Annotated in this window: 21 protein-coding genes; 5 read left to right on the top strand and 16 right to left on the bottom strand. The window is 65.7% G+C overall.

The window, feature by feature from the left end; genetic code table 11:
• Nucleotides 1-35: 35 nt before the first annotated feature.
• On the bottom strand, nt 36-410 hold the full coding sequence (locus J4Z35_RS10125) for a helix-turn-helix domain-containing protein (RefSeq protein ID WP_074040869.1): 375 nt from the start codon (nt 408-410) through the stop codon (nt 36-38).
• Between the two features lie 76 nt (nt 411-486).
• Between J4Z35_RS10125 and J4Z35_RS10120 the strand changes: the two genes are divergently transcribed.
• A complete protein-coding gene (locus tag J4Z35_RS10120; protein ID WP_074040868.1) occupies nt 487-897 on the top strand; it encodes a RidA family protein in 411 nt (136 codons plus the stop codon).
• A gap of 79 nt (nt 898-976) precedes the next feature.
• Here J4Z35_RS10120 and J4Z35_RS10115 read toward each other — a convergent pair whose 3' ends face one another.
• The 6 genes from J4Z35_RS10115 to J4Z35_RS10090 form a co-directional block, all read right to left on the bottom strand.
• A complete protein-coding gene (locus J4Z35_RS10115) occupies nt 977-1,462 on the bottom strand; it encodes a DNA starvation/stationary phase protection protein (RefSeq protein ID WP_074040867.1) in 486 nt (161 codons plus the stop codon).
• 47 nt (nt 1,463-1,509) lie between these two features.
• A complete protein-coding gene (locus J4Z35_RS10110; RefSeq protein WP_144860682.1) occupies nt 1,510-2,430 on the bottom strand; it encodes a TIGR03571 family LLM class oxidoreductase in 921 nt (306 codons plus the stop codon).
• A 45-nt stretch (nt 2,431-2,475) separates the two neighbouring features.
• Entirely contained in the window at nt 2,476-3,117 is a 642-nt protein-coding gene (locus J4Z35_RS10105) for an SDR family oxidoreductase (protein WP_074040865.1), read from the bottom strand.
• Between the two features lie 36 nt (nt 3,118-3,153).
• Nucleotides 3,154-4,137 carry an MDR family oxidoreductase gene (locus tag J4Z35_RS10100; RefSeq protein ID WP_074040892.1) on the bottom strand — a complete coding sequence of 328 codons (984 nt, stop codon included), beginning with the start codon at nt 4,135-4,137 and terminating at the stop codon, nt 3,154-3,156.
• On the bottom strand, nt 4,137-4,691 hold the full coding sequence (locus J4Z35_RS10095) for a TetR/AcrR family transcriptional regulator (protein WP_200829338.1): 555 nt from the start codon (nt 4,689-4,691) through the stop codon (nt 4,137-4,139). Before J4Z35_RS10095 ends, J4Z35_RS10100 begins: the two co-directional genes overlap by 1 nt.
• 198 nt (nt 4,692-4,889) lie before the next feature.
• On the bottom strand, nt 4,890-5,447 hold the full coding sequence (locus tag J4Z35_RS10090) for a TetR family transcriptional regulator (protein ID WP_074040863.1): 558 nt from the start codon (nt 5,445-5,447) through the stop codon (nt 4,890-4,892).
• 141 nt (nt 5,448-5,588) lie between these two features.
• On the opposite strand from J4Z35_RS10090, the gene J4Z35_RS10085 reads away from it, so the two are divergent.
• Nucleotides 5,589-6,422: an SDR family NAD(P)-dependent oxidoreductase gene (locus J4Z35_RS10085; protein WP_074040862.1), complete on the top strand. Its 834-nt coding sequence runs from the start codon at nt 5,589-5,591 to the stop codon at nt 6,420-6,422.
• A 91-nt stretch (nt 6,423-6,513) separates the two neighbouring features.
• Here J4Z35_RS10085 and argS read toward each other — a convergent pair whose 3' ends face one another.
• The 4 genes from argS to J4Z35_RS10065 all read right to left on the bottom strand — a co-directional run bounded on the left by argS (nt 6,514) and on the right by J4Z35_RS10065 (nt 11,028).
• On the bottom strand, nt 6,514-8,145 hold the full coding sequence (argS, locus tag J4Z35_RS10080; RefSeq protein ID WP_235006311.1) for an arginine--tRNA ligase: 1,632 nt from the start codon (nt 8,143-8,145) through the stop codon (nt 6,514-6,516).
• A gap of 614 nt (nt 8,146-8,759) precedes the next feature.
• A complete protein-coding gene (locus tag J4Z35_RS10075) occupies nt 8,760-9,194 on the bottom strand; it encodes a hypothetical protein (RefSeq protein WP_074040861.1) in 435 nt (144 codons plus the stop codon).
• On the bottom strand, nt 9,191-9,919 hold the full coding sequence (locus tag J4Z35_RS10070; RefSeq protein ID WP_131941896.1) for a DUF2637 domain-containing protein: 729 nt from the start codon (nt 9,917-9,919) through the stop codon (nt 9,191-9,193). Before J4Z35_RS10070 ends, J4Z35_RS10075 begins: the two co-directional genes overlap by 4 nt.
• 20 nt (nt 9,920-9,939) lie before the next feature.
• Entirely contained in the window at nt 9,940-11,028 is a 1,089-nt protein-coding gene (locus J4Z35_RS10065; RefSeq protein ID WP_074040860.1) for an ArdC-like ssDNA-binding domain-containing protein, read from the bottom strand.
• 565 nt (nt 11,029-11,593) lie between these two features.
• On the opposite strand from J4Z35_RS10065, the gene J4Z35_RS10060 reads away from it, so the two are divergent.
• From J4Z35_RS10060 to J4Z35_RS10050, 3 genes are all read left to right on the top strand, one after another.
• Nucleotides 11,594-13,246 (top strand): ParB N-terminal domain-containing protein, encoded by a 1,653-nt coding sequence (locus J4Z35_RS10060; RefSeq protein ID WP_074040859.1) that lies wholly within the window; start codon nt 11,594-11,596, stop codon nt 13,244-13,246.
• 97 nt (nt 13,247-13,343) lie between these two features.
• On the top strand, nt 13,344-14,228 hold the full coding sequence (locus tag J4Z35_RS10055) for a DNA-processing protein DprA (RefSeq protein WP_208065562.1): 885 nt from the start codon (nt 13,344-13,346) through the stop codon (nt 14,226-14,228).
• Between the two features lie 873 nt (nt 14,229-15,101).
• Nucleotides 15,102-15,539 (top strand): hypothetical protein, encoded by a 438-nt coding sequence (locus J4Z35_RS10050; RefSeq protein WP_074040857.1) that lies wholly within the window; start codon nt 15,102-15,104, stop codon nt 15,537-15,539.
• A gap of 184 nt (nt 15,540-15,723) precedes the next feature.
• Here J4Z35_RS10050 and J4Z35_RS10045 read toward each other — a convergent pair whose 3' ends face one another.
• The 5 genes from J4Z35_RS10045 to J4Z35_RS10025 are packed head-to-tail and all read right to left on the bottom strand — an operon-like array spanning nt 15,724 to nt 25,067.
• Nucleotides 15,724-17,649 carry a DUF1998 domain-containing protein gene (locus tag J4Z35_RS10045; protein ID WP_074040856.1) on the bottom strand — a complete coding sequence of 642 codons (1,926 nt, stop codon included), beginning with the start codon at nt 17,647-17,649 and terminating at the stop codon, nt 15,724-15,726.
• Nucleotides 17,646-21,146, bottom strand: coding sequence for a helicase-related protein (locus J4Z35_RS10040; RefSeq protein ID WP_074040855.1), 3,501 nt, complete (start codon nt 21,144-21,146; stop codon nt 17,646-17,648). The genes J4Z35_RS10045 and J4Z35_RS10040 overlap by 4 nt, the downstream gene beginning before the upstream one ends.
• Nucleotides 21,143-22,852: an NERD domain-containing protein gene (locus tag J4Z35_RS10035; protein WP_239279600.1), complete on the bottom strand. Its 1,710-nt coding sequence runs from the start codon at nt 22,850-22,852 to the stop codon at nt 21,143-21,145. The genes J4Z35_RS10040 and J4Z35_RS10035 overlap by 4 nt, the downstream gene beginning before the upstream one ends.
• Entirely contained in the window at nt 22,840-24,372 is a 1,533-nt protein-coding gene (locus J4Z35_RS10030; RefSeq protein WP_074040853.1) for a hypothetical protein, read from the bottom strand. The genes J4Z35_RS10035 and J4Z35_RS10030 overlap by 13 nt, the downstream gene beginning before the upstream one ends.
• Nucleotides 24,369-25,067, bottom strand: coding sequence for a hypothetical protein (locus tag J4Z35_RS10025; RefSeq protein WP_235006245.1), 699 nt, complete (start codon nt 25,065-25,067; stop codon nt 24,369-24,371). The genes J4Z35_RS10030 and J4Z35_RS10025 overlap by 4 nt, the downstream gene beginning before the upstream one ends.
• Between the last annotated feature and the right edge of the window lie 222 nt (nt 25,068-25,289).

The following is a 25,289-nucleotide window of genomic DNA, read 5'->3' as shown; positions in this document are numbered from 1 at the left end:
ACTGCCGAGCCTCGATGGGAGAGGTGTTCTGACGTCTACTGCTCGTCTTCGTCGAAGGCTATGCGTGCTCGTTCGATGGCCGGCAGTTGCTCATCCGCCCAGGCGATGAGCGCGTCAACTGGCGCCCGTAACGTCTTGCCCAGCGTCGTGATCCGGTACTCGACGGACACCGGACGTGTGCTGATGACCCGACGTTGCACGACACCGTTCCGCTCCAGCCTTCGCAACGTCGCCGTGAGGGATTTCTGCGTCACGCCGGGTATGGCACGTCGTAAAGCGTTGAATCGAGACGGCCGTTCGCACAATTCGTTGAGGACGCTGAGCGACCACTTATCGAGCACCTGGTCGAGCAACTCGCGGTGCGGCGCTGCGATACGCAGCTCGTCCTCGCGCACGGCGGTATCGCCCATGTAACCAGGTCTCCTTGAAGTGTCTTTCGCCTACCAGGTATCAATGGTAAACCACTACGGACGAACAGGACCTTCCATGTCAGTTGCACGCTTCAGCCCTGCCGGCCTTCAGCCCGGCACGCCCTACGATCATGTCGCCGTCGGCACCGGTACGCGCCATCTGCACATCAGCGGGCAGGTCGCCCGCAGCGCAGAGGGAGAGCCCCTCGCGGCCGGGGACCTCGCAGGCCAGGTCGCGGAGGTGCTGCGCAACACCGCTCGCGCGCTCACCGGCGCGGGCGCGTCCTTCGAGGATGTGCTTCGGATGACGTTCTACGTCACCGACTGGGCACCTGAGAGGATCGCGCCCTTCATGGACGGGATCGCGCGCGTCGCTGAGGAGCTGGAACTGCCGCAGCCCCTGCCGCCTGCGTCCCTCATCGGGGTCGACTACCTCTTCGAGCCCGACGTTCTCGTCGAGCTCGAAGTCACCGCGATTCTCGACTAGCTCGTCTCGTTCGCTGGCACGGCGTAACACTCGGGGCGCCTCTCACCGGATCGGTGAGAGGCGCCCCTCGGGACATCGGTCAGGCGGCGACGTGTGACACGAGGAACCAGCGGTCCTTGTCGAGTCCGCGCTGGATCTCGATCGCGACGTCCTGGCTGGTCAGGTCGATGCCGTCGAGGCCATCGACCGCTGCGCGGACATCGGCGAGGAGACTGTCGATGTCCGCGATCACGGCATGCACGAGGTCGTCTGAGCTCGCGAATCCCGCCGGGACGCTTGTGACGGCGCCCTTCTCGGCGACAGCGCTCACACGGGCGTCGAGCGGGAGCCCGAGCGCGACGATGCGTTCCGCCGCCGCGTCGGCGAAATCGCCCGCGTTGCTCGCGATGGTGTCCAGCAACTCGTGGACGCCGACGAAGTTCGCGCCGCGCACGTGCCAGTGCGCCTGCTTGGCGTTGATCGTCAGTGCCTGAAGGCCGAGCACGACGGGCGTGAGGAACTGCGCGGTCGCGACAACCGCCGTCGGGTCGCTCGCGGTCGTGGCGATGGTGTCTGTGCTGCTCATATCAATCGTTCTCCCTGCTCGTTGGTTTCTTGATTCGGTGGACTCGGTCACGATCGGATGTCTGCGCCGGCTGGCTCTGATGCGGTTCGGGCTCGGAGGGCGGGGATGACGTCTTGTCCGATCTCTTCCATGACGTCCTCGACATCTCTGCGTCCCGGCCGCAGCACCAGGTTGATGTGCGCGATCCCTGCCGAGGCCAGTCCCGTGAGGTAATCGGTGAGACCGGTGGTGCCGACCCGTGCGCCGAGGCGGATGGGCTCGAAGGGTGCATCCGGGTTCTCAGCGAGGTCGAGGTAGAGGTTCGTCATGAACGGCTTGAGCGATATCGCCCGCCACTGCGCGGCGACGGCGCGCATCTGCGGGCCTGCACGGTGGTAGGTCATGTGCGCGTCGAGATTCTCGGCCGCCCACGCCGGGGACTGCTGCGCGCCACCGATCCCGATCAGTGGAATCGTCCCGTCCACAGGGGCGGGCAGGAACGAGTCCTGATCGATCCGGCCCTGCGCCGCCTGCTCCCAGATCTCACGCATGACACGCACGCCTTCGCGGTAGGTCTCTCCACGGCGATCGAAATCGGCTCCGAAGAACGGGTACTCGCCCGGCCTGTCGCCCGAGGCGAGGCCGAGCAGCAGCCGCCCACCGGAGAGAGCGTCGACGGTGGCGGCCTCCTTTGCCAGCGTCACAGGGTGCCGCAGCGGGAGCACAATCCCTGCCGTGCCGAGCAATATGCGCTCGGTCGATGCGGCGAGGTAGCCGAGGTAGGGGATGGGGTCGAAGATCTGTCCGGCATCGCCGAAGTCACGCGGTCGCCACATCGGCACGTCCCGGAGCCAAAGGGCCTGGAATCCGAGCCGGTCGGCGAGCTGTGCCCTCTCCTGATGCCGGGTCAGATCAGGGAAGAGACCCTGACCCGAGACATCTCGTCGAGCGAGGTCGTTGTCCAGGGGCAGCTCGATCCCGAGGGACAAGCCGTCCTTGGTGAGTGAGTCTAGAGCGGTCATGGCATGGTCCGTTCAGTACCAGGAGGGCTTGTCGCCGTCGGTGCCGGGCTTGTTCACGCCGAGCGAGGCGCCGACGCTGTCGGCCGGGTTCTTGGCGAGTTCGGCGACGAGCGCGCCGACGCTCTTGCGGGACACCTCGGTGCCCTGGAAGGGCTCATCCTTCTGGGTCAGCTCGTAGTCGACCTCGTCGTCATCTGACAGCCAGGCGGGACGGATGATCGTGTAGTCGAGGTCGGACTCCTCGATCACTTTCGCGGCGGCGCTGTAGGTCTGCAGGTATCCGCCGTCGAGCATCCGGTGGTTCCACTTGCCGTACTCGCCGGGCACCTCGTCGTAGATGCCGAGGGTGGATATCCAGATCAACCGTCGCGTTCCCGCGGCGGTCAGCGCTGCGACGACGGCGCGGGCCTGAGCTTCGATGTCGCCCCCGCCGAGGTTCGCGTACACGATGTCTTGCCCCGTGACGGTACGCGTGAGGAGGTCTTCATCGAGGACGTCGCCCTCGATCACCTGGACGCGGTCGGCGGGCACGTCAGCCAGGCTCCCCGGGCGACGCAGGTACAGGGTCAGCTCGTTGGCAGGCTCTTCCAGCAGTGCGGCGATGGCGTGTCTTGCGATACGTCCGCCGGCTCCGAGCACGGTGATCTTCGTCATGATCTTCTTCTTTCGTTTGTGTGGTCTTGGGGATGGTCAGCGGTTCACGTCGACGACGATCCGGCCGCGGACGCGCCCGTCCAGAAGGTCATCGGCAACGGAGAGGGCCTCGCTCAGGCCAACCTCGCGGCTCATAGCGGGCAGCAGGTCCAGGTCAAGCTCTGCGGCCAGGCGGTTCCACGCTGCGACGCGCTTGTCGTGAGGTTGGGTGACGCTGTTGATGCCGAGCAGACGCACCCCGCGTAGAATGAACGGCGCGACGGTGGCGGGTAGATCCATGCCCTGTGCGTTCCCGCATGCGGCGACGGCGCCGCCCGCCTTCGTCCCGGCACAGGCATTGGCGAGGGTATGGCTGCCGACGGAGTCGATCGCAGCCGCCCAGCGCTCTTTGCCGAGCGGCCGGCCGGGCTCGGATAGCTCTGTCCGGTCGATGATCGTCGTAGCGCCGAGGCGGCGCAGGTAGTCGGCTTCAGCGGGACGGCCGGTCGACGCGACGACCGAGTAGCCGCCGCATGCCAGCAGCGCGATCGCGAACCCGCCGACCCCACCGTTCGCGCCCGTGACGAGGACGTCACCCGAATCAGTGGTGAGGCCATGCGATTCGAGGGTCATGAGGGAGAGCATCGCCGTGTATCCGGCCGTGCCGATCGACATCGCCTGCCGCTCCGAGATCGCATCAGGAACCGGCACGAGCCAGTCCGCACTCACGCGAGCTCGCTGGGCGAGGCCGCCCCAGTGCGTCTCGCCGATGCCCCACCCATTCACCAGCACCCGGTCACCAGGCGCATAGGAGGGACTGTCGCTGTGTTCCACGACCCCGGCGAGGTCGATCCCGGGCACCATCGGGAAGCGACGCACGACCGGCGCCTTCCCCGTGATCGCGAGGGCATCCTTGTAGTTCAGACCGCTGTACGACACGCGAACCGTGACGTCCCCGTCGGGTAGCTCGCTGTCGTCGAGTTCGCGCAGCGTTGCCTGGTATCCGGCGTCGGCCTTGGCGATGGAGATTGCGCTGAACATCATGCTCCCTCGGGACGGAAACGGATGGATGCGAGGAAGCCGGCGAAGAAGACGCCCATCGGTCGGACGTCGCGGGTCAGGCGGGCGCGAAGGATCGCGCCTTCCCAGCCCACCCAGAAGAAGGACGCCAGCTCGTCGCAGTCGGAGCCGGGCGGGATCTCGTCTGCGTCTGCGGCCAGTCGCAGGCACGCCGCGACGCGACGCTCCCAGTCGCGCAGCACGTCTTCGAGCGCTTCACGGTAGCCCTCGGGAAGGGTGGAGACCTCTTGGCCGAGATTGCCGACCAGGCAACCTCGTTCGAAGTCATGTCGCACCATGCCGGCCTTGGCGTCGTTCACAAACCGCGCCAGGCGTTCCAGCGGAGATGGGCCCTCTTCGAGCAGCCATCGGTCGAGCTTGCGGGCGAAGTAGCCCGCATACCGGTGCAGCACCTCGAACCCGAACGCGTCCTTGCTGTCGAAGTAGTGGTAGAAGGAGCCCTTCGGCACGCCGACGCGCTTCAGGACCGTGTCGATGCCGGTCGCGCTGATGCCCTGCATCGTCAGCACCGCCATGCCGCAACGCAGCAGCGCCTCGCGCGTGTCCCCGTGCTCGCGAGGGATCTTCGGGGGGCGTCCCCGGCGGGGTCGAGCTGCGATGTCGGTCATGACAGCGAATTTAGACCGACCGTCTCTAAATATCTACGAGTGAGCGCAGAGCATGCAGAGATCGGCTAATCGGGGCAGGGATCGGCCACTGGCTGGCGGGGCGCGTCAGGTGGGATCGCTGCCGATGGCCGCCATGGCGTGATCGAGGACGGCTGCGAGTGGCAGGGCTCCGTCTCCTTGAGCCCACGCGGCGATCGCGGCGTCGAGATATCCGAACGTCGCGGCGATCAAAGCCCCCGGGCGGGGGTCGCGGGGGTCGTCCGACTGGTTGCCCAGTCGGCGTGAGACCTCGGGGCCGAGCGTGTCGCGCCAACTCGCGACCTTTGTCGCGTGGTGCACGGCGAGAGCCTGCGTGCCGGTGAGCATCTGTGCGACGCGCATCGCGCGGTCGGGGTCCGTGCTGTAGATCGCGAGCAGTGGATCGAGCGAACGGCGCAGTGCGGTCCACGGCGTCTCAACCTCGGGGCGCTTCTCCAGTGCCTCGCGCATCTCCTCGCCGAAGCCGATTACTCGCCTGAGCAGTGCCTGTTCCTTCGTCGGGAAGTAGCGGAAGAACGAGCTGCGGGAGACTCCTGCAGCAATGCAGATGTCGTCAACTGTCGTGCTCTCGTATCCGCGGTCCGCGAAGAGCTCGAAGGCTGTCTCCGCGACATGGTTCGCCACCGCGCTTCGCGCAAGAGCCCGAGCGGTCGGTCGAACAGGTGGGCGAGGATCCTCAAGCATGCCACTCATGCTACTGTCATCCCGAAACTGAAACTACAGTGTCATGTAGGGGACTACAGTCCCGGGAAGGCGGGCTGCAGGATGCCCACACGAAAAGTCATCGTCATCACGGGAGCCAGTGACGGCATCGGCGCGGCAGCGGCCCGCGCCCTCTCCGCACGGGGCCATCGGATCGTTCTCGTGGGACGCAGCCGCGAGAAGACGCAGCGGATTGCGCAAGAGCTCGAGCAGGAGTTCCACGTGGCAGACTTCGCAGAACTCGAGCAGGTGCGCGCGCTTGCGCACCTGCTCCTCGAACGTCACCCGCGCATCGATGTCCTGGCCAACAACGCCGGTGGCGTGTTCGGCAGGAACCGGCAACTGACCATCGACGGGCATGAAGTTACCTTCCAGGTGAACTATCTCGCACCATTCCTTTTGACGAGCCTGCTCATGGAGAGGCTGATCGAATCCCGCGCTTCGGTCATCAACACCTCGAGCGTCGCGAACCGCGCTTATGGGCGCATCGACCTCGCGAACCTGAACGGTCAGAAGCGGTACAGCCCCGTTACCGCGTACGGCAACGCAAAGCTCGCGCAGATCCTGTTCACCAGGGAACTGCACCACCGCTACGCAGACCGCGGCCTGGCCAGTGCCGCGTTCCACCCAGGCAACATCGCGACCAGTTTCTCCACCGAGGCCGGCGCCGGCCTCCGTCTCGTCTACCAGACCTGGATCGGACGGCGCATCCTCCAGACCCCGGACAAAGGCGCCGACACGCTCGTCTGGCTCGCAGACGCTGAAGCCGGAACCGACTACCCATCCGGCGAGTACTTCGTACGGCGTCGCGTCCGCCGAGCCAACCGCCAGGCCTACGACGAGACACTCGCGCGCGACCTCTGGGCGGCGAGCGAGCGCCTCCTTCACTCCCGATAGAGGAGGGGTGCAGGAGAGCGCGGCCTCACGTCAGAGGGAGCTGATCGATCACCCGGCGGCCCCTCTGGGCGGGCATCTTCCGCGCAAGCACTCAGGTAGTCGGCCACATCCGCTCGGGCGCCGAAACACCCAGCAGGCCGAGGCCGTTGCGCAGCACCTGTCCGGTGGCGTCGTTCAGCCACAGACGCGTGCGGTGCACGCTCTCGATCGGGTCATCGCCGAGCGGAGTGATGCGGCAGTTGTCGTACCAGCGGTGGTACAGGCCGGCGAGCTCCTCCAGGTAGCGGGCAACGCGGTGCGGCTCGCGCACCTCGGCGGCGAACGCCACGACGCGCGGGAACTCCTGCAGAGCGCCGAGCAGCGCCGACTCGGTCTCGTGCGTGAGCAGCTCGGGGGCGAACTTGGAGCGGTCGACGCCCGCGTCGGCGGCGTTGCGGGCCACGTTGTGCGTGCGGGCGTGCGCGTACTGCACGTAGAACACGGGGTTGTCGTTCGTGCGCTTGCGCAGCAGGTCGGGGTCGAGCGACAGCGGCGAGTCGGCCGGGTAGCGCGCGAGCGAGTAGCGCAGCGCGTCGGTGCCGAGCCACTCGCGCAGGTCATCGAGCTCGATGATGTTGCCCGCGCGCTTCGAGAGCTTGGCACCGCCGATCGAGACGAGCTGGCCGATCAGGATCTCGACGTCCTTCTCGGGGTCCTCGCCCACCGCACCCGCGAGCGCCTTGAGGCGGTGCACATAGCCGTGGTGATCGGCGCCGAGCAGGTAGATCTTGTGCGCGAACCCCCGGTCGCCCTTGTTCAGGTAGTACGCGGCGTCGGCGGCGAAGTAGGTGTACTCGCCGCTGGAGCGGCGGATGACGCGATCCTTGTCGTCGCCGAAGTCCGTCGTGCGCACCCACACCGCGCCGTCCCGGTCGAAGACGTAGCCCTGCGCGCGCAGCCGGTCCACGGCGCGGTCGACGAGGCCCGGCCCTCCCGCCTCGCCCGCGGCATGCAGCACGCGCTCCGAGAACCACACGTCGAAGTGCACGTTGAATTTCGCGAGCGAGCCTTCGATCTCCGTCAGCTGCAGCGCGTACGCGTCATCGCGCGCGGCGACGAGCTGCTCGTCGGCCGGCAGGCTCAGGATGTCCGGACGCGCCTCGAGCACGCGACGACCGAGCTCCGTCACGTACTCGCCCGGGTAACCGCCCTCGGGCGTGGACTCGCCCTTTATCGCGGCCAGCACGGAGGCGCCGAAGCGGTCCATCTGCACGCCGGCATCGTTGATGTAGAACTCGCGCGCCAGCGTCGCGCCCGAGAACTGCAGCACCCGGCCGATGCTGTCGCCCAGCGCGGCCCAGCGGGTGTGGCCGATGTGCAGCGGGCCCGTGGGGTTCGCGCTCACGAACTCGAGGTTGATCGTGTTGCCGATCTGCGTGTCGTTGCGGCCGTAGTCGACGCCCGCCTCGACGATCGTCTTCGCGAGAGCGCCCGCGGCTCCCGCCTCGACGCGGATGTTGATGAAGCCAGGTCCCGCCACCTGGACCGACGCGATGCCGTCGGCCGAGGCGAGCTCCTCGGCGATCTCCCGCGCCAGCTCGTACGGGTCCGCACCGAGACGCTTGGCGATCTTCATGGCGATGCTGCTGGCCCAGTCACCATGATCGCGGTTCCGTGGACGTTCCAGCACAATGTCGGTGGCGCTGAGAACGAGCGCTTTCTCCGGGCATCGCCGCGCGGCGATCGGCGCGACGACGGCGAGGAGAGCGGCGGCGAGACCCTTTGTCACCCCGGGGACCACCCGCGTAGGAATGCGAGAACCTTTGCGTCAGGCATCTCACAGGCCCGGAGGCAGTCAGCGTCCTGAGTCCGGTACACATTGGCGCTGACTAGATCATTTCCCCCTAGTTCCTCGGCGTAGATGCTGACGCTTCGTCCGCCTGCGTGCTCCGTTCGAGCTAGTCCGTAGGGACGTCCGTTGTAGACAACACGGGTCCAGCCTATTGGCACCCGGTCGAGCAGCGTGGAAAGGGGCTCACTGCAACGCTCGCCGCGCTGTGGTCGAGTGAGAGCATCCGTGTTGCTTCGCTCGCTGGGGCTTCGCCTGCTTTGCGAATTCAGATTCCCGGTTACGTGGCCCGGGCTAGTCACGTTCAATGTGTCCACCGTCCTCACGGCCTCGCCGGACAGCGTAGGGCCGCCCTGTAGACCACCCTAGACGCAGACTGGACCCCAAAGACCAAAAGTTGCGTATGTCGCGTCTGACCTCCCGCACATCAGCGAACTCGACGCGCCCGCCGGATCGACTGGCCCTCCGCTGCGCAGTGCACAAGGCGTCGGTCTCCGACGCGGTGCCGCTCAGATGCTCTGACGAGTCACCACAGGTTCGCTCTGCTGCGGTCGCCCGATGACGGGGCGGGGCGTGCCCAACTCTCGTACCCGCTCGCCGACGGCCTGCGCCACCTTCCTTGTACCGGCTACCGTGGCGTCCCGCACAGCCCGGTGCAGTCTCTCCTGCCCGTGACTGATCGCGTCCGCGGCACGTTGGCTGCTGTGTCGCATCAGTTCCGATGCGGGCATCCACGTCAGCCGCGAACGATCCTTCACCTGAGCGGCGATGCGCTCCCGACGCGCCGCCAACGCCGGGTCCGACAAGCGAGCCAGCGCGTCCGAATCCCTTTGCGCCGTCTCCACATGCTCCGGCCCGGCCGTTCGTTCAGACGCCACAGTCACTACTGAATCCCTGCCATCCTGCTTCAGCGGGATGTACCGCTCGTCGTCAGCCGTGTTCATGATTCCTCCTCTTTCTCCACTGCGGTCTCGGACCGCTTCTCGACTGATTTCAGCCACCGTCCGACGGTCGTCGGATGGACACCGAGCTCGAACGCGATCTGTCGGTTCGACAGACCCCGCTTGCTCAATCGGATCGCCTCTTCAGGCCCGCCCATATCCGCGGGCGCCCGGCTCGGCGTAGATGATGCCGCGTGCGTGTCTTCCGCTGTGACTGCTGTGCTCACTGTTCCGGACGCCAACGCTCGAACCGGCGTACGCTCCAACCTCCCTTCCTGCATCAGGGTCGTGGCCGGGACGACATCGGCATCCTCACCGACGGTCGGCACGGCGCGGCGGTAGCGGCCCAGCTCCACGGTCAAGTGCGTGGCCGCAAGCAGTACGATCGGTGGCACCGATGCCACGAGTGCCGCCACTATGCCGGGCACGGTGTCGTCAGCGGCGACCAGTGCGTGCGTGATGTTCGCCGTGATCGACACCAGCGCCGCCCCGGCCAACAGCAGCCATGGATACCGGGTCGCCGCCCGCCCATACGGTGACAAGGCGACCACCGACATCGTCGCGATGACGATTACCCCGTCCACGATCAACGGCCATACCCACGCGAGCCCCACCGCGGTGCCCGCGCGGGACGCGAGGTCCGCGAGCGCGGTGAACGATAGCCAGAACGCGCCGACTCCCAGCAGCACCGTGCCGATGATCGAGGCACCGACGACCCAGGCACCCATCCGACGCTGCGGCATACCCGTCACAGCGCCGGCACGGAGACGTCGACCGTCGCCGTCGTGCGCACCGGAGTCGCCGTACCCAACTCCACCGTCCGGGCCCGCGACGTCTCCCGTTCAGCGTCGGGGCCGGTGCGGTCAAGCCCGGGCGGGTACCCATCGCCGATGCCCGCATCCGGCAGCTTGTCGAGGATTTCCAGTGCCACGCGACGCACCCGCTCGCCGGTCTCGCGCACCACGTCCACCGGTTCCTTGTCCGCCACCGACTGCGCCCACGTCGCGACGTAGGGAATCGTGTAGTCGCTGGTGTCCATGCCGTGCGCCGCGCCGATCATCATCGCCACCGACTCCGCTTCTACCTCTCGGATGCCTCGATGATGGGTGACGGCCTCAGCCGGGTCGTGCATGCGGACGTGCCCGAGTTCGTGCGCCAGCGTCTTCACCCGCGCTGCATCGTCCATGTCCGCGCGAACTGCGACAACCTTCGTGTCGTAGATCGTCACGCCATTCGCTCCCCAGATGGAAGTCGCATCCACCGCGTCCTGCAACTCGAATCCCTCCGTCGCGACCTGGGCGGCGAGCCCCGCCCACAGCCCGGCCGGCGCCTCTCCTTCGAGCAGCCGCGGCATTGGCCGCTCCGGGATCTCCGACCCGCTGGTCTGCGTCACATCCCACACGTAGGCGGGCTTCACGTTGACGATCCTCGAACGCACCACCTCGCCTGCTGCAGGTTTCTCCCGGGCTTGCAGTCTGCGCCACGACATCGGATCGGAGGGATCTTTCGACGCGAATCGCCCCATCACCGGGGCGTAGATCATGTACCCGGATTGGCCCTTGTCGACCGACCGGTCGAGTTGTTTCCACTGGTTGAACCCCGCTACGTACGTCGGCACCGGCGTCGATACTCGTCCCTGTTCGTATGCGTCGGTGTGCTGGGCGTAGATCAGCAGTGTGTTCCGAAAACTCCGAGATCTGAACCGGGCCGCGAACTCGATTGCCCTCTTCCAATCCTCACCCGTCGTCAGCCCCGCGACGGCAGTCTCGAGCTTCTCCGCCATCTCGTCGAGCTTGGCTTCACGCGCCGCCTGCACCTCGGCCGGTGAACGTCTCATTCGGGCCACTCAGACCACCGCCTTCACGTCCGCACCGACCACGCTCGGATCGGCTATTCGTGAGGACAGGTGCGCGCGTCACACCCCACAAGTCCGTGCTGGAGGTGACCTCGGGAACCTGCTGCTGTCCCGCGAGTAACCATCCCGGGTGCCCGGCACTCCCGAGCCGCCATCGCCCTCTCGCTACTCTCCGCCGCTCATCCTGTTCGCCGTCGCGTGTCCAGATTCCTCCCGAGTTGCGGGCTGGCGCTGTCGCCGCTTCTGCACGGAAAGTCAGGCGGTCACCGCTGACGCGGTGGCAGCACTGGTTGGGCAATCCTGCGGATTGCCTTTCGGCTGCTTGATTGTGCGGGACCATTCCCTTCTGCGCAAGGCACGCAAAAAATCTCCCCGATAGTAGATCTCCTTCCCCTGGCGTGGGGGAGGAGATTTTTTGACTCTTCGGCCTTGCGCATTCATTCCTGGCCCCTTTTCTCGGCATGTGCCGAAAGGCAATGGCAGGGAGGGAACAGCCACACCACCGGGTGTGACGGCCCTCCGGGATTCAGGAAAGGAACCGAAAGCCATGACCATCATCGACACCACCCCGACCCAGGCCGCAGACCTCACCCCCGCCCAGGAGGCCGTGCAAGGACCGGAGGTTCGCCGGATCAGCCCCCACGCCCTCGTCGTGGAGGACAACATCCGCTCACAGGTCGACCTCGACCGGGCATTCGTCAACTCGATCAAGCTCCACGGCGTGATCGTGCCCATCCTCGCTCACCCCGACCAGGACGGAAACATCATCGTCCGCGACGGCCAGCGCCGCACCCTCGCCGCCCGCGAGGCAGACGCCGAGGACGTGCCCGTCTACGTCGTGGACGCCTCCGACGAGAAGCGCATCCGCATCATCCAGCAGTACATCACCAATGAACACCGCGCAGGCCTCACCGACACCGACCGGGCCGAGGCATGGCGGCAGTTGGCGCTGGACGGGATGAGCGTCACCGCGATCGCCAAGCAGACCGGCACCAAGCGCACCACCGTCAAGACCGGTCTTGCCGTCGCCGAAAGCGACATCGCCAAGACCGCCGTCACCCAGCACGCCCTCACCCTCGACCAGGCACTCATACTCACCGAGTTCGAGGACGACCCGGACGCGCTGGCCGAACTCACCAGCATCGCCGCACGCGACCCGGAATCGTTCGACCACTACGCCCAGCGGCACCTGGACGACAAGGCCACCAAGGAGGAAATCGCGGCCCTGCGCGCCCAGTACGAAGCAGACGGATACATCGTCGTGGACTACCCGGCATGGGGCGACGAGGACGTGGCGTTCTTCCATGACCTCCTCACCGCCGACGGCGAGCGCGTCACCGAGGAGAACTACGCCGGGAAGGACGGGCACGCCGTCGCTATCGGGGAGCGGTGGGGGAGCATCGACGTCGCGCACGTCGTTGTGAACTGGCGTGAGCACGGCCTGACCTCCATCCGGCACAGCCAGCCCACCACCCGATCCGGGGCGATGACCGAGGAGGAGAAGGCCGAACGTCGCCGCGTCGTCGCGAACAACAAGGCATGGGTCAGCGCGGAGAAGGTGCGCCGCGCATGGGTGACCAAGTTGCTCGGCCGGAAGCGTCTGCCCTCTCAGGCGCTCGCGTTCGCGGCAACCGTGATCGCGGACAGCCGTTACGAGGTCGCCCGCGCCGCAAACGACGGGCACGACATGGCCGCGACCCTCCTGGGCCTCGACGGTCAGCGCCACTACGGGCAGCCGCACCCCATCGCCGCGATGACCCAGGCCACCCCGACCAAGGCCGGACACGCACTGCTCGCCGTCGCACTCGGCGCTATGGAAGCGGCAACCGACAAGAACAGTTGGCGCAACCCCAACGAGTCCATCCGCCAGTACCTCGACCAGCTCGCCGCATGGGGATACACCCTCTCCGACGTCGAAACCCTCATCACCGACCCCGACAGCGCCACCCCCGGCGAGGACGCTCCGACCCCCACCGAGGAAACGGATGCCGCCGACGAGGAGAGCGGCACGGACGAGGACGAGGCAACCAGTGACGCCGACGACGAGGAGAACGGGCCGGAGGACGTGACCGCGCTCGAGAACCCCGCCGACGACGAGGAGCCGTCCACCGAGACGGACGCCGCCGACGCCACCGAGGCACGCGGCACAGACGAGGACAACGCGACCGACGCTGGGGCCGAGGTCGCAGACGCCGCCTGACCCGCCGTCAATAACCACAGGGGCCGGCCATCGCATCGCCGTCGGTGACCGGCCCCGCTCCCTCTTTCCGTTTCGCGACCTCACAGGAGCAGACATCATGAGCACCCAGATTCTCGACCGCATCACCGCCGACCCCGACCAGCAGGAACGCTACGCACGCATCGCGCTGGCCTGTCTGACCATCCCCGGCGAACCGAACCCGCCCGCCGTCCGTCTCACCGGCACCAACGGCCCCGCCGTCGTCCAGCACACCCTCGATACGCTCCCGCCCGCCATCGCAGAACAGACCGTGATCGACGCCCTCGACAGCGCCGCAGACGGCACCCACCGGGTACTCATCCCCACGGACCCGGAATGGCCCACCGGGCTCGACGACCTCGGCACGGAACGCCCCGTCGCTCTCTGGGCATCCGGAGACCTCGACCTCCTCACCGGCACCCCCGCCCGAGCCGTGACGATCACCGGAGCCAGAGCCGCCACGAGCTACGGCGACCACGCCGCCGCCGAACTCGCCCACGACCTCACCAGTACCGGGCGCAGCATCATCACCGGAGGCGCGTACGGGATCGACGCCGTCGCCACAGGCGCAACCCTCGCCGCATCCGGACACCCCATCGTCGTCCTCGCATCCGGCATCGACCGCCCCTACCCGGCAGGCAACACCGGCCTGCTACATCAGGTCACCGAGCAGGGCCTCGTGCTCACCGAGACCCCGCCGAGTGTTGCACCGACCCGCTCCCGGTTCGTTGCACGCACCCGCATCCTTGCAGCGCTCGCCGCTGCAACCGTGATCGTGGAAGCCGGAGCGCGCTCGGGCGCACCCCAGGTCGCGCACACCGCGCACCGCCTCGCGCGCACCGTGGGAGCAGTGCCCGGCCCGATCACGAGCACCACCAGCACGGGATGCCACCTCCTCATCCAAGCGGGCATCGCCCGCCTCATCACCAGCGCCGACGACCTCGCCCCCACCGTGGACGAGTAACCGCCAGCACCCCCGGACGGCGCCGACCGCGTTACCAAGCCACGGTCGGCACCGCCCGAACCCCTCTCACACCGCACCCTGCGCCCGACCCTCGCCGCCAGCACCATGACCAGCCCACGCACCCAGCACCCGGCGCCAGCTCCGCCTCCGCTCGACCCGAAACCGGCCCCGCGGACCTCCTCCACCACGCTCCGCACCCGCTCTTCTCACAGTCGGATACACGTCTTGCATTTACACGCCGATCGAGCATTATTGCGGCAGAAGCCTCTTCCGCGCCCGCGTCGATGCGACCTCGCCGCCGCTACGCAGCGATCCCGCTCTCGCTCGATAAAACAGCCGACACCGCACGCGCGCCCGCGCCTGAAACTTGCCGAGACATCGACCCGGGCCCGAGAAATCACCACGCGCGCAACTCCACAGCTCGCGCTACGGCCGAACAGGGATCGAGCCTCACCACCACCGGCGCTCACACCGCCGACAACGGCGACCGGAGCCGAAACACCCCGGCACCGCGCCCGCCATACGCGATGGCGAGGCGAACGTGCTCCGCAACACGCACGCGCACAACAGCCCGCACATCACACCCGCAACACGAAGCCCCCGCAGCATGTTGCACACAGCAAAGGCCCCGGCAGCTCCAAGCGTGCTGCACGCCTCGCGCCCGCACATCCGCGACCTGTAACATCCCTGCACGGACCCGATGCACCGCAAGAAGGAAGCCCTAGCGGCACCATGCAACACCCGGTACCATCGACAGCACCCGGCGGGCAATTACATGCTTCAGGATTCAGGACGCACCATCGGTGCGAAGGGGCCCAGCCACCAACAACACAACCGAGCACGAATGTGCTCGACCGTTGAAGGAGGCCCCTGATGTTCCTCATCTCACTCGCCATGCGCCCCGCCGCCGCCGTCTACAACTGGTGCCAGCGGTGGCTCCCCAGCAATCGACTCGTCACGCTCCTACGCACGCGGCGAGGCTACCGTTGGGGCGTGCCCGCCGTGCTCCTCGGCGCCCTGTACTTCGTCGTCGGGATCGGCTGCTACGGTGCTGTCCGCCTCGGACATACCGAATGGCTCTACCTCGGCATGCTCGTCTTCTGGTGGACCGCCCTCAAACTCGCCGTCCACGGCGTGACGGCGACCATCCGTCTCCTCATCGCCCGCGGCCACGAGAACCTCGCCGTCCGCGCCGCCATCCGCAACGAACGCCGCATCGCCGTCGCAGAAGGTCGAACGGCGCCGACCCACACCGTCGCCGAACGCCGCCGCATTACCGGTGACGTAAGGCACACCTTGCTCGCGCAGTGAGAGACACCGGCCGACAGCCCTCCTTAACTCTGACGGCCGCCCAGAGCCATAACTCCGAGTATGCAACTTCTGGGCGGGCCGATACGACCAGACTCGTACTCGATGCCCCATAGTTTGCGCATGAGCACCGCCCCCGAGTGGCGATGGGACTGGTCGTCAGATGGTATCTTCCTTCGGAAACGCTTCAGTCTGAGAACGCGTCGGAGAAGTAGCCCAGCTTCGGGTCGTCCAGAGTGCCGATTACGAGACCTCGATCGAGGAATCGATTGAACTCCTCACAGCTGGTCTCGGGGAGGAGCCCACAGGCGTGACACGCCGCAAGGTTGCAGGAGTCCGGTCCCTGCCCCTTCTCGCCTGCATCCATACACACCGGATCAGTCGAGCACCAGTGAGCGTCCGCCAGTGCAGAGGCAAAAACTTGCCGCAGGTTGTCCGGGCGTGCCATGCGAACAAGTCCGCCCATCGTCCCTTCTGAGTCGCCCGCCGCTGTGTAGATCAGTACGCCGGCCATGTTCCGATCGGCCGAGTCAGAGACGTAGAGACGCTCCCGGAGCGAAGCCGAGCTGTAGCCGCAGGCGAAGATGAACTCGTTGATCAAGAGATGCGACAGCGTATGCAGCAGCACGAACCTTGGGCTAATCGTCCGCCCCTGCAACCCGCGCTGGCTTGCCACTGATCCGTAGTGATCGGTGATCCGCTGGGCGCGTGCCTGAACCTCCGCACGCCCCTCCCAGGCTGCAAGGCGTGTCCCATCGAGTTCGAAGTAGATTCCTTCACCCTTGACCACATAGGCCGGCAGCCAATCCTGTGCAGGGGTCAAGCTGGCACGCCTGAGCATCGCCTTCCCCTCCGTCAGCTTCAGCTCGCCGTCGCGAACTCGCGTAAACCCCCGCAACGCGCGCGTCTCCCGAAGCACATCGATCGACCTCACGCGAGAGAGGTGGCTTGCTAGATCAGCGTGAAGACCGGGGTCGGATGCCGCGAGGAAGTCATCTTTCGGTGTCTCGCGAATCTTCACGTATTCCGGATGCCGCCAGATGTCGTCGCTCGTCAGGCTCTCCGCGTCGACCGGAGTCTCGACTGGCTCCTCCCCGCTGCTCTCGCCGATGCCGAACTGATCTTGGTATGCCGCCAGTAACTCGTCGTCCGAAATGGGAGCGAAGAGTTCGGGCGGGACGTTTCGCTCCAGCAGCTTCCGTAGCTGCCCGCCCGACACCTCATCAAGACTCAACTGAAACACGTTGTTGAAGGTCGTGCTGACAGCAGGGTGTCGGAGCAGCTGATGGACCTCCTCGCTGACGGCTCCCTCACGTCGAGGGAGATAGATCGAGGACTCCACCTTGGGGAAGTAGACGTTTCCAGCAGCGCGCAGGGCGCCTCGAATCGGTTGATCGCAAACACCGTCAAGCTGCGCTAACCAGGGCCGAGCCCCACCGCAGAGATAGGGCTGTTCGGGCGAAACGAGCTGATCGCTGAGATTGGTGTGCTCCTCGCCGTTCTTGTCGAATCGGGCCTCGGTGACCCCTCGAAGCGAGCGCTCCTGCTTGCAGGTATCGCAGGTTACGACCTGCCCTTCGAGCCCGCCGCCTCCGCGTGATACGAGGCGCAAGGTGCCCGTACATGATGGGTTGGCCGATCGATGCACCCACTTGTCAAAGGGAAAGTCATCCAGGTGTCCTCGGGCGCAGATCGCCACGAACGGAACCTGCGACATCTTCGGCTTGTACTTCTTGTCGGCATGCTCCTTGTCCTGGCACTCAACGAGCGTCTTCATCGTGAGCTTGCTGAGTTCCAGACGCTTGCAATAGATGCAGAACGACCATCGGGGGAAGCGCAACACGGGCACGGTAAGTCGGACGTTTCGCAAGTCGCTGCCCTGGCCTGACGGCCTGTAGTCCGGTGGCAGTCGGAACTCGGAGACTTTGAGGCGGGACTCAAGCCGCCAGTCGTGTTCCTGGTACTCCTCCATCGCGAGAGCGCTTTGGTCGACGACCTCGTACCAGTGATCAAGACCAGCAGTGATCACTGAGGTCCCATTCACAAGCACGCTCATGGCCCCCACGCCGAATGGAGTCACTAGCTGCGCTCGGCGCATTGCTCCAGTGCTCATGCTGGCTCCTCCGCGGCCGTGTCCTCGAACAGGTACGCCTGACTGATCTCCAGGCGGCATTCGGCATCGACGTTCCGCATGCTTGTCGGCACATCCCAGATCGTCGCGCGCCTATCGAGATCAGGGAGGGTTCCCGCGAACCGCATGAGCCCCTGCAGCGGATCACCAGTACGGGGGTTGGCGTCCCACTCGGTACGCTCCCAACCACCCCACTGACGGGCGCGATCACGCGCAAAACGATCGAGGACCGGGAGCTCGTCGGGTTCCGCGATTTCTGCTCGCTCACGCAGCAGGCGAATGGCCTCGTCGTAGGCAGTCGAAGGGAACGGGTCGGGTCCGAGTGTCTCGGGAGCGGTCTGCCGAACATAGGCGACCGCGGCAGCGTGAAGCGCTCTGCGAAGGACCGGCATGGCAAATGGAGTGACGGAAGTAGGCTCCACCTGCGCGTAAAGCTGTTGATGGTAGGTGCGGAAACGCTCGTAGTGGCTGCGGTCACGCGGCTTCGCGGCCCCGTAGATGGTGATGACCAGTCCAGGGCTGACTTCCTGCTTCCGGCCGACCCGACCGCTCACCTGGATGTACTGCGCCGTGGTCTTCGGTTGCCCGACGATCGTCATCAGCGCGAGCCGATCGATGTCCACACCTACCTCGATGATGTTCGAGGCGAGACAGATATCGATAGCCTCTTGTCGCTCCTTCCCAGGGGCGTACCTCACCTGGAGCTGTTCGATCGCTTTTGGAATCTCGTCTGACCGCCGCCTCGATGTGAGTTCCATCTGTCGGTGAGGCCACCGTGGCACGATCCCGTCCCGTCGGCGGAGCCCGGTGAGATAGTCGGGAATGTCAGCCTGGAGGAGCGAGACGGTATTCCCGAGTTCCCGGAGCGAGTTGAGGAAGTTGAGGTTGGTCCAGTAGCCGTCCCGGTCCTCTTCCGGGATGTCCACCGCGGCCTGGAGGGTTGCGGCGGCGACGCGGACCTGGACCGTCTGTGTCGAGCCGAGCGATGCGCTCATCACACCGATGTAGCGCCGCCCTGGTTCCGGGGTTCCGTCGGCCGAAGTCGCGGGTTCAGCGAAGAAGGATCGCCCCTCCTCAAGACCGTGCGGCGGAAAGAGCGCGACGGTCTCCCTGCCGAAAAGCCCCTTGATCTGGTCCTCATATCGTCTGACCGTCGCCGTGGAGGCAATGATCTTGGGGAGCACAGGACTCGCGCCGCGGCGATCGGTACAGAGTTCGTCGATCACGGGCTCGTAGATTCCGACCATTGAGCCGAGCGGGCCGGAGATCAAGTGCAGCTCGTCCTGAATGATCAAGCTGGGCGGAGACACCTTTCGCGCGCCACTCCCGTCAAGCCCGAAGAGATTCCTCGCCCTGGGGCGCCACGCCATCATCGCGAACTTGTCGACAGTCCCGATGACAATCGAGGGCCGAGCTTCATAGATATCGTCATCGACAACATGGACCGGCAGACCAGCGCGGCGTGAATACTTGCACTCGCCGTCAATGCAGCGGAGCACGACCCTGCCCGCTGCTTCCTCGTACCCGATCGGTTCCTGTCCACCGCCCTTCTTAGGCTGCGGGCCCATCTGTGCACCGCACCAGGGACACCTCAGCAGAAGGAAAAGGTTCTGCTCGTGAGGTCGTCTACGCAGAGCCCGCAAGTTGTCAAGTGCTTGCTTCCACGTATTCGGCGTTGAGCTGCCACCCAGCCAAATCCCAATTCCAAAGGGAGCAGCACCGAGGGTGTCAGAGTTCTGCTCCCGAATGTCTTCGAGCACGCAGACCAGCGATGCAGCACGGAGGAACTGCTGCGCCGTGAGGAGACGCAGGGTGTATCGCATGAGCGTGTCTGTTCCGGCGTCCTCGGGGTTACGGAGCCGCCGGGAGAGCAAACTGACGGCGGCCGCGCCAAGGTACGCCTCTGTCTTGCCACCACCAGTGGGGAAGAAGATCAGATCGACGTCGCTGCGAGTCTGGCGTTCTGGCTCTACGAGTTCGGGCAGCACTGCAAGTAGGAACGCGATCTGGAATGGACGCCAGTATCCCCGGCCAGTCGGCACGGTGAGTGCGGGGTGCGCTCCCTCGACTCTCCAGCGACCATCGCCGCTCTGCTTGGCCTCGCGCAGCTCGAATCCGGATCGGACCTGCTGGAGCAGCATCGCCTCGTTTGCCCAGCGAAACGCTCGCGCAGCTCGATCGTTCGCTGCCACGAGGCTCCAGCCTGTTCGCATCCGCGTCAGCGCCGCTCGTGCTCGACGCATGTGCTCACTCGCGGCGTCCTGATAGCGCGGAAGCAACTCGGGGATCTCGGCCTCCCGCCGGTCGATCCACTTCTCGTACTGACTGAGGACAAGCTCCACTTGGGCGGCGCCGTCCTCGCTACCGCTTGCCAGGGCCGCCATACTGACAGCCACCGGCTGCCGCTTGCCATCGGCATCGAAGGCAGGATTCCCGTTGTCGTCAGACAGGTACACGTTCGGTGAGAGGCTGACGACCTCATATGCAGGCAGAGCCGCGGCCTGCACGAACGGCACAACTCCATCGGCGTTGACTGCCCCCCATTCGGCTGCACAGCCATGCCCGATCGCATAGGTGCGCTGGTTCCGGTAGAGGAGGTCAAGTGATCGCTCCTCCTCGTCCCGGTCGGGCAGCTCGACCTCCGGATAGGGGACGATGTCAGCGTCGCCGACAGTCGACACCTTGAAGCCAACCTGAAAGACCGCCGCAGACGGGCCGGAACCAGGGGCATCGTTGACGACTGCGAGGGTCACGATCCTGAGAGCCGGGTCGTCAGCCCCGGGGACCGGACGACTGAACACTCGCACCGCAAGAGGGACAACGCCTTCGCCGCTCAGGAGCACGACGTCGATAACTTTGAGCCGATTCGTCTCCCGCAGAACCGTACGACCCGAGATCGTGCCGACCGCCTCGAAGGGGCGTCTGACCCACCAATCGACTGGTTTGGCGACACCTGGGATGTGCACGGTCAGCTTCTCGTATCTCGCGCCGACTACCTCAACTGTGAGGGTTCCCGAGTCAGCCATGCGAGTCTCAAACGAGACGGCCATCGCCGACGGCTTGAACGTGTTGGCATCCGTGAGATCGAAGTCATCCGAGTCAGCGACATCGTGACGGACGTGGCCCTGAATCTCGACAGGCGGCCCAATCTGGTCGTCTTCGGAGAGCGCGATACCGGTGATTCCGTCGAGGGCGTCGGAAACCTCCTCGACGGCGCTTTCCACCGGCGAGCCGCCGACGGTGGCGCCCGCGAATAAGACTCCGACGCCGTAGCGCTTGAGCGGGGTGCCGCTCGTGAGAATCTCCTGGCCGCTGTCCGCATCGTGGAACTGGCCCCGGGATGCCTCCGTCGTCTCGAAATGCACGACTCCAGCGTTAATCGTCAGCGGCTGCCCCCGCACGGGATCACCGTCGAGAGGCCCGAAGAGCTCGCGCCGTAGGGCCGCCTCAACGGTCTCACGGGCTTCGATTCCGCTCATGCCTCTCCTCCAACCAGTCGCCGTAGCGTCTTCGTTTCTACCAGGGCGGTCAGGCGATCCGTCGCGCGTGTCAGCCCGACGTAGACGAGGGCATCGAAGTGCGGCCCACCGGAGTCATCAAGGTCAGTGACGATGACGGCCGGCGCGTCCAGTCCCTTGAACGAGTGGATGGTGCCGTAGCGGAGCCGCCCCTTGATCGGCTTCGAACCGTCTGCGGGACTCAGCACTTGACGAAGCCAGGGCTCAGATGTGCTCGCAGCGACAGAACTATCGCCAAGCGGGCTGAGCACGACGATCTCTGTCAGATCGAAGCCTTCGTCACGCAGATCGCCTACGACCTTCCGCAATATGGCGGCCTGGTCCTCGCCGCGGACGTACTTGATGATCGTCGGATCGATACCGTCGTCGGTTCGGCGGAACTCTCTGAACCCCGGCGTCAAGTGACCGAGGAGATTCACCTGATATCCGATGCGGGGCAGGTTCCGACAGTTCTCGGACAGCCGGAACGACGCCAGATGCGGCGATCGGGCGCGAAGTACCTCGCGTGCCCCCTCGCTGCCATAGATCGCCTGGCGTTCAAAGTCACCGAACATGAGAACGCGACCGTCGCGCAGCCCGCCCTTGACGAGCAGATCGAGCAAGTCGAGGTAGGTGCCAGTCGCGATGTCCTGAATCTCATCGACGATGAGGAAGTCCCCGACCTCCTCCGCACTCCGCTCAGCAAGGCCCTCAAGGGCCTTCTCGGGCAGCACTCGCTCCCAGAAGTCGCTATCGGCGTCTGCCGGCGGGCCGCTCATGCCGGCGAGTCGCAACATCTCCTGGTGCAATGTGCCCACGCGGAGCCCCACGACATCCATGAGCTTCTCGCGGAGACTACGCCCAAGTAGGCGGTTGAAACACAGAAGTCGACCTGCTCGCCCCTGAGCGACCTCCCGCTGAGCCGACTCAGCGGCGAGGAAGGTCTTGCCTGTGCCGGCGGGGCCTGTGAACAAGACGCCTCTGTTGTCGGCGGCTGAGTCCAGTGCGCGGTACTGCTCCTCGACGAACTGTGCGAGCTGACCCTCTCGCGCTTGTCGGCGGTCCCCAGCAGTCATCACAACCTCGAACCGCGGACGAAGCGTAGCCACGATCCGTTCAGTGGTGGCCCGGTCCGGGCCATATCCACCAAACCCGAAGTACTTGATCATCGAGGCGAGGTGCTGCGCTCCCTCTCTCATGACTCGTTCAACCGCTTGAGCTGTGGTCGGGAGGTCGCTCGAATCAAGCACCTGCCACGAGTGCCACTCAGGTGAGTCGGGCAGCGTCGCTCGCGCACGCACTCCCGTGAACCACACCGCGTGCAGGACCGGGACGTCCCGCAGCTCGACCCGTTTGCTCCGGAGGTAGCCCCGGATGCTGTGCATCGCCTCCTGCGCCTGCTGAAAAGGTCCTCGCACGGTCGGAGGGTCCTGACCGAGGCGCCAGGTGCCATCGGAGCTACGCGCGACCGACAGGTGCGACTTCACCTCTACCACCAGCAGGCCAGCGTCGGGCGCGACGACGACGAAGTCCGCCTCTCCTTCGACCTGTCGCTCATGCTGCGCGATCCCAAGTGAGTGCAGCACAGTCCAGTGTTCAGTCCCAGCTGCGTCCCGCAGTGCCACAAAGACGGCCTTCTCGCCTGGAGGCGCGGACTCGGTGCAGTAGGCCGGGATCATTCGAGCCATTGAGCACCCTCGTCGGCAAAGGGCACGCGAGCGTCGTAGCGGGCGACCAGTTCCGTAAATGGCGCGATCGCAAGGACGCGGGTGACGAACATGCCCCGAAAGCCTGGCTCAGCAATGTCGAGAGTCATATGACCGACGCGCTCGAGCTCGTGAAGGTCCGCGGCATCCGCCGCTGCTTCCAGCCGGTCACGCAGCTCCCGGGTGGCTCGATGCACCTCATGTCTTAGCAATGAGGCGTGCCCGAAGTGCGGCTGGATCGGTAGCCCCAGCCATCCGAGGAGCCGCTCGAAATCGCCATCACTCTGCGGACGGATAACGTGCGGCGATGCCCAGGCGCGAACCTGGCCGGCCGCGCGAACACCGAGTGCACGCAAGGCGCGTTCGGAGTCGCGGATGCCTCTCGCCCTAAGTTGCTCAATCAGTGCAGACTTCCAGGACGCCTGCGACTCCTGGGTTGCTGACGCGCGAGGGCCGATTCGCGTATATGCTCGCGCATGGAGGGACTCCCGCTCAGCCTCACCTTCACGCAGAAGCAGGTACGTGCCCGGAGCGACCGCGGACACCTCCGAATAGCCGACGCGCTCGCCAGGCGGCTGTGTCGGATCAAGCGCACGGATGCGCTCACCATCGTCATCAAGCCAGATTGCGCGATTCCCCGAAAGAAGAATCTTGCGCGCTTCCACCTCGTCCGCGTGCGGCGCACGGTCCTCACTCACCCGGCTCCCCCAGACCGGCTGCGGAAGGAGGTCCTCCTCCTGGATCGGCTCGGTCTCCGACATCGCAGGCTCCGGCGGCGCAGGCAGCGCATCGCCGACCTCGACGATGCGCGCGGCGACCTGGATACCGCCTTCGGCGTACTGTGCGATCGCCGACCTTGGGACGTTTCGATCGCCGAACCACGCCGGAAGGATAAACGTCACTTCCAGCGTGCGGGGCGCAGTGACCGCCGTCGGTTTGAAGAATCGCGGGGGACCCACGAAGTAGGCGATGTCCTCGGAAACATCGGCGCGCTCAAGATCGCCGAGCGTGAGAACTCGTGCCCCAAGCGAGCCGAGCCATTCGCCCAGGGCTTCTCGCGATCGACTGCTCGCAGTCACGACAATTGCCGAGTCCACTCCGACCTCAGTCAGCGACTCAAGCAGTACGGCGCCTACGAGTGGGTCGCGGGTGCAGAGTGCCGCCGCGGCGTCAGCGATCTCTCGCAGGAGCGCATCTTCGTCGACGGCTCCGATCAGCTGCCGAGCCTGACGACCCACCTCGCCCGCAGCAGCCGTGAGCTGAGCATTGCGCTCTATCGGCATCGGGTCGGTGATGAGGCGCCAGCGCAGTGCTTTCGCGGCACCGGCAAGATGATCCCAGACGCCGGGCCCATCCCGCTGGATCAGTCGGAAAAGGCCGCGGGTGGCCGAATCGAACCTTGCACCGAGTTCGTCCCGAACAGCAATGATCTCGACGCCATGCCGCACCAGCGAAGCCGAGGCTGTATATCGCTGATCGAGTCCGATGATCCGCGACGTCATAGTGCCACCGTGAATCCGAGTGCCTCGACACCGGCAGGAGGAGCCCAACCGAGCTGTGTCGACAGCGCAATCGGCTCTCCGCGCGAGTTTCTGAGCTGCACGACCTGTTCCGCTGCACTCTCGTCAGCAACGGATCGATCGAAGACGCACACGACGATCGGGCTTAGGACGTCATTGAGATATCTGATCGCACCTTGGCCGTCCAGAATCGTGAGGGATACGTCATCCGAAAGCGGAAGCTGGTCAGCAAGGCCCGAAGACGAGTAGATGCGCGAGAACCAAGTTGCCGATTTCTCGGTCCTCGGCAGAAGCAGGGTAGCCAGCGAGTCGCCATCGGGATCATCACCCCGGGCAAGAACAGCTTCGAGGTCGTCGCTGATCCAGCTTTTCGTGCCCACGATTGCGAGGTCCGCCGCAGGAGCGACAAGACGCCGCGCCCAGTTTCGGTCAACACCTGTCATCCGACCGATGCTCCCGATGCGCGGTCGCGGCATCCGCTCGGCCGGGTCGCCCTCGGCAGTGGCCGCGACTGCTTCCAGCATGTCGACGACCCACTGCCCTGCGAGTGTGACATCAACGCGCAGCTTGTCTCGCACGACCTTCTCGGACAACCCCTGGAACCTACCTGAAATCACGTGGTTCGCGTTGACGGCACGATAGTTGCCCTGCGGCAGTGCCGCGCGCAGAACCGTCAACGGATCAGTCGCCACCTGAGTGGGCGGCCTTCCGAGAGTCCAACCGGAACCAATGAGCGCCGCTGCATACTCGCGACTCGGAACCGAGATTGCAATGATCAGCTGTCGACCTCTGAAATCATCAACCTTCCGCGCAAGCCGCGTTCCCAACGCGAGGATGGGACCAATCCAAGACGAGCAAACCGAGGCGGAGTCAGGGTTTTCAGCAAGACTGAGGAGCAC

It is taken from the genome of Dermacoccus sp. NHGro5 (genome assembly GCF_017565385.1).
GTDB lineage: Bacteria > Actinomycetota > Actinomycetes > Actinomycetales > Dermatophilaceae > Dermacoccus > Dermacoccus nishinomiyaensis.
This window is presented reverse-complemented; position numbering and strand designations above follow the sequence as displayed.

Excerpts from the sequence above, each read along its gene's own strand:
- J4Z35_RS10050 (WP_074040857.1), top strand. The coding sequence starts at position 15,102 with ATGTTCCTCATCTCACTCGCCATGCGCCCCGCCGCCGCCGTCTACAAC.
- J4Z35_RS10070 (WP_131941896.1), bottom strand. The coding sequence starts at position 9,919 with ATGGGTGCCTGGGTCGTCGGTGCCTCGATCATCGGCACGGTGCTGCTG.
- J4Z35_RS10095 (WP_200829338.1), bottom strand. The coding sequence starts at position 4,691 with ATGGCGGTGCTGACGATGCAGGGCATCAGCGCGACCGGCATCGACACG.
- J4Z35_RS10035 (WP_239279600.1), bottom strand. The coding sequence starts at position 22,852 with ATGGCTCGAATGATCCCGGCCTACTGCACCGAGTCCGCGCCTCCAGGC.
- J4Z35_RS10115 (WP_074040867.1), bottom strand. The coding sequence starts at position 1,462 with ATGAGCAGCACAGACACCATCGCCACGACCGCGAGCGACCCGACGGCG.
- J4Z35_RS10040 (WP_074040855.1), bottom strand. The coding sequence starts at position 21,146 with ATGAGCGGAATCGAAGCCCGTGAGACCGTTGAGGCGGCCCTACGGCGC.
- J4Z35_RS10125 (WP_074040869.1), bottom strand. The coding sequence starts at position 410 with ATGGGCGATACCGCCGTGCGCGAGGACGAGCTGCGTATCGCAGCGCCG.
- J4Z35_RS10045 (WP_074040856.1), bottom strand. The coding sequence starts at position 17,649 with ATGAGCACTGGAGCAATGCGCCGAGCGCAGCTAGTGACTCCATTCGGC.
- J4Z35_RS10060 (WP_074040859.1), top strand. The coding sequence starts at position 11,594 with ATGACCATCATCGACACCACCCCGACCCAGGCCGCAGACCTCACCCCC.
- J4Z35_RS10085 (WP_074040862.1), top strand. The coding sequence starts at position 5,589 with ATGCCCACACGAAAAGTCATCGTCATCACGGGAGCCAGTGACGGCATC.
- J4Z35_RS10120 (WP_074040868.1), top strand. The coding sequence starts at position 487 with ATGTCAGTTGCACGCTTCAGCCCTGCCGGCCTTCAGCCCGGCACGCCC.
- J4Z35_RS10100 (WP_074040892.1), bottom strand. The coding sequence starts at position 4,137 with ATGTTCAGCGCAATCTCCATCGCCAAGGCCGACGCCGGATACCAGGCA.
- J4Z35_RS10055 (WP_208065562.1), top strand. The coding sequence starts at position 13,344 with ATGAGCACCCAGATTCTCGACCGCATCACCGCCGACCCCGACCAGCAG.
- J4Z35_RS10030 (WP_074040853.1), bottom strand. The coding sequence starts at position 24,372 with ATGACGTCGCGGATCATCGGACTCGATCAGCGATATACAGCCTCGGCT.
- J4Z35_RS10075 (WP_074040861.1), bottom strand. The coding sequence starts at position 9,194 with ATGAACACGGCTGACGACGAGCGGTACATCCCGCTGAAGCAGGATGGC.
- J4Z35_RS10065 (WP_074040860.1), bottom strand. The coding sequence starts at position 11,028 with ATGAGACGTTCACCGGCCGAGGTGCAGGCGGCGCGTGAAGCCAAGCTC.
- J4Z35_RS10105 (WP_074040865.1), bottom strand. The coding sequence starts at position 3,117 with ATGACGAAGATCACCGTGCTCGGAGCCGGCGGACGTATCGCAAGACAC.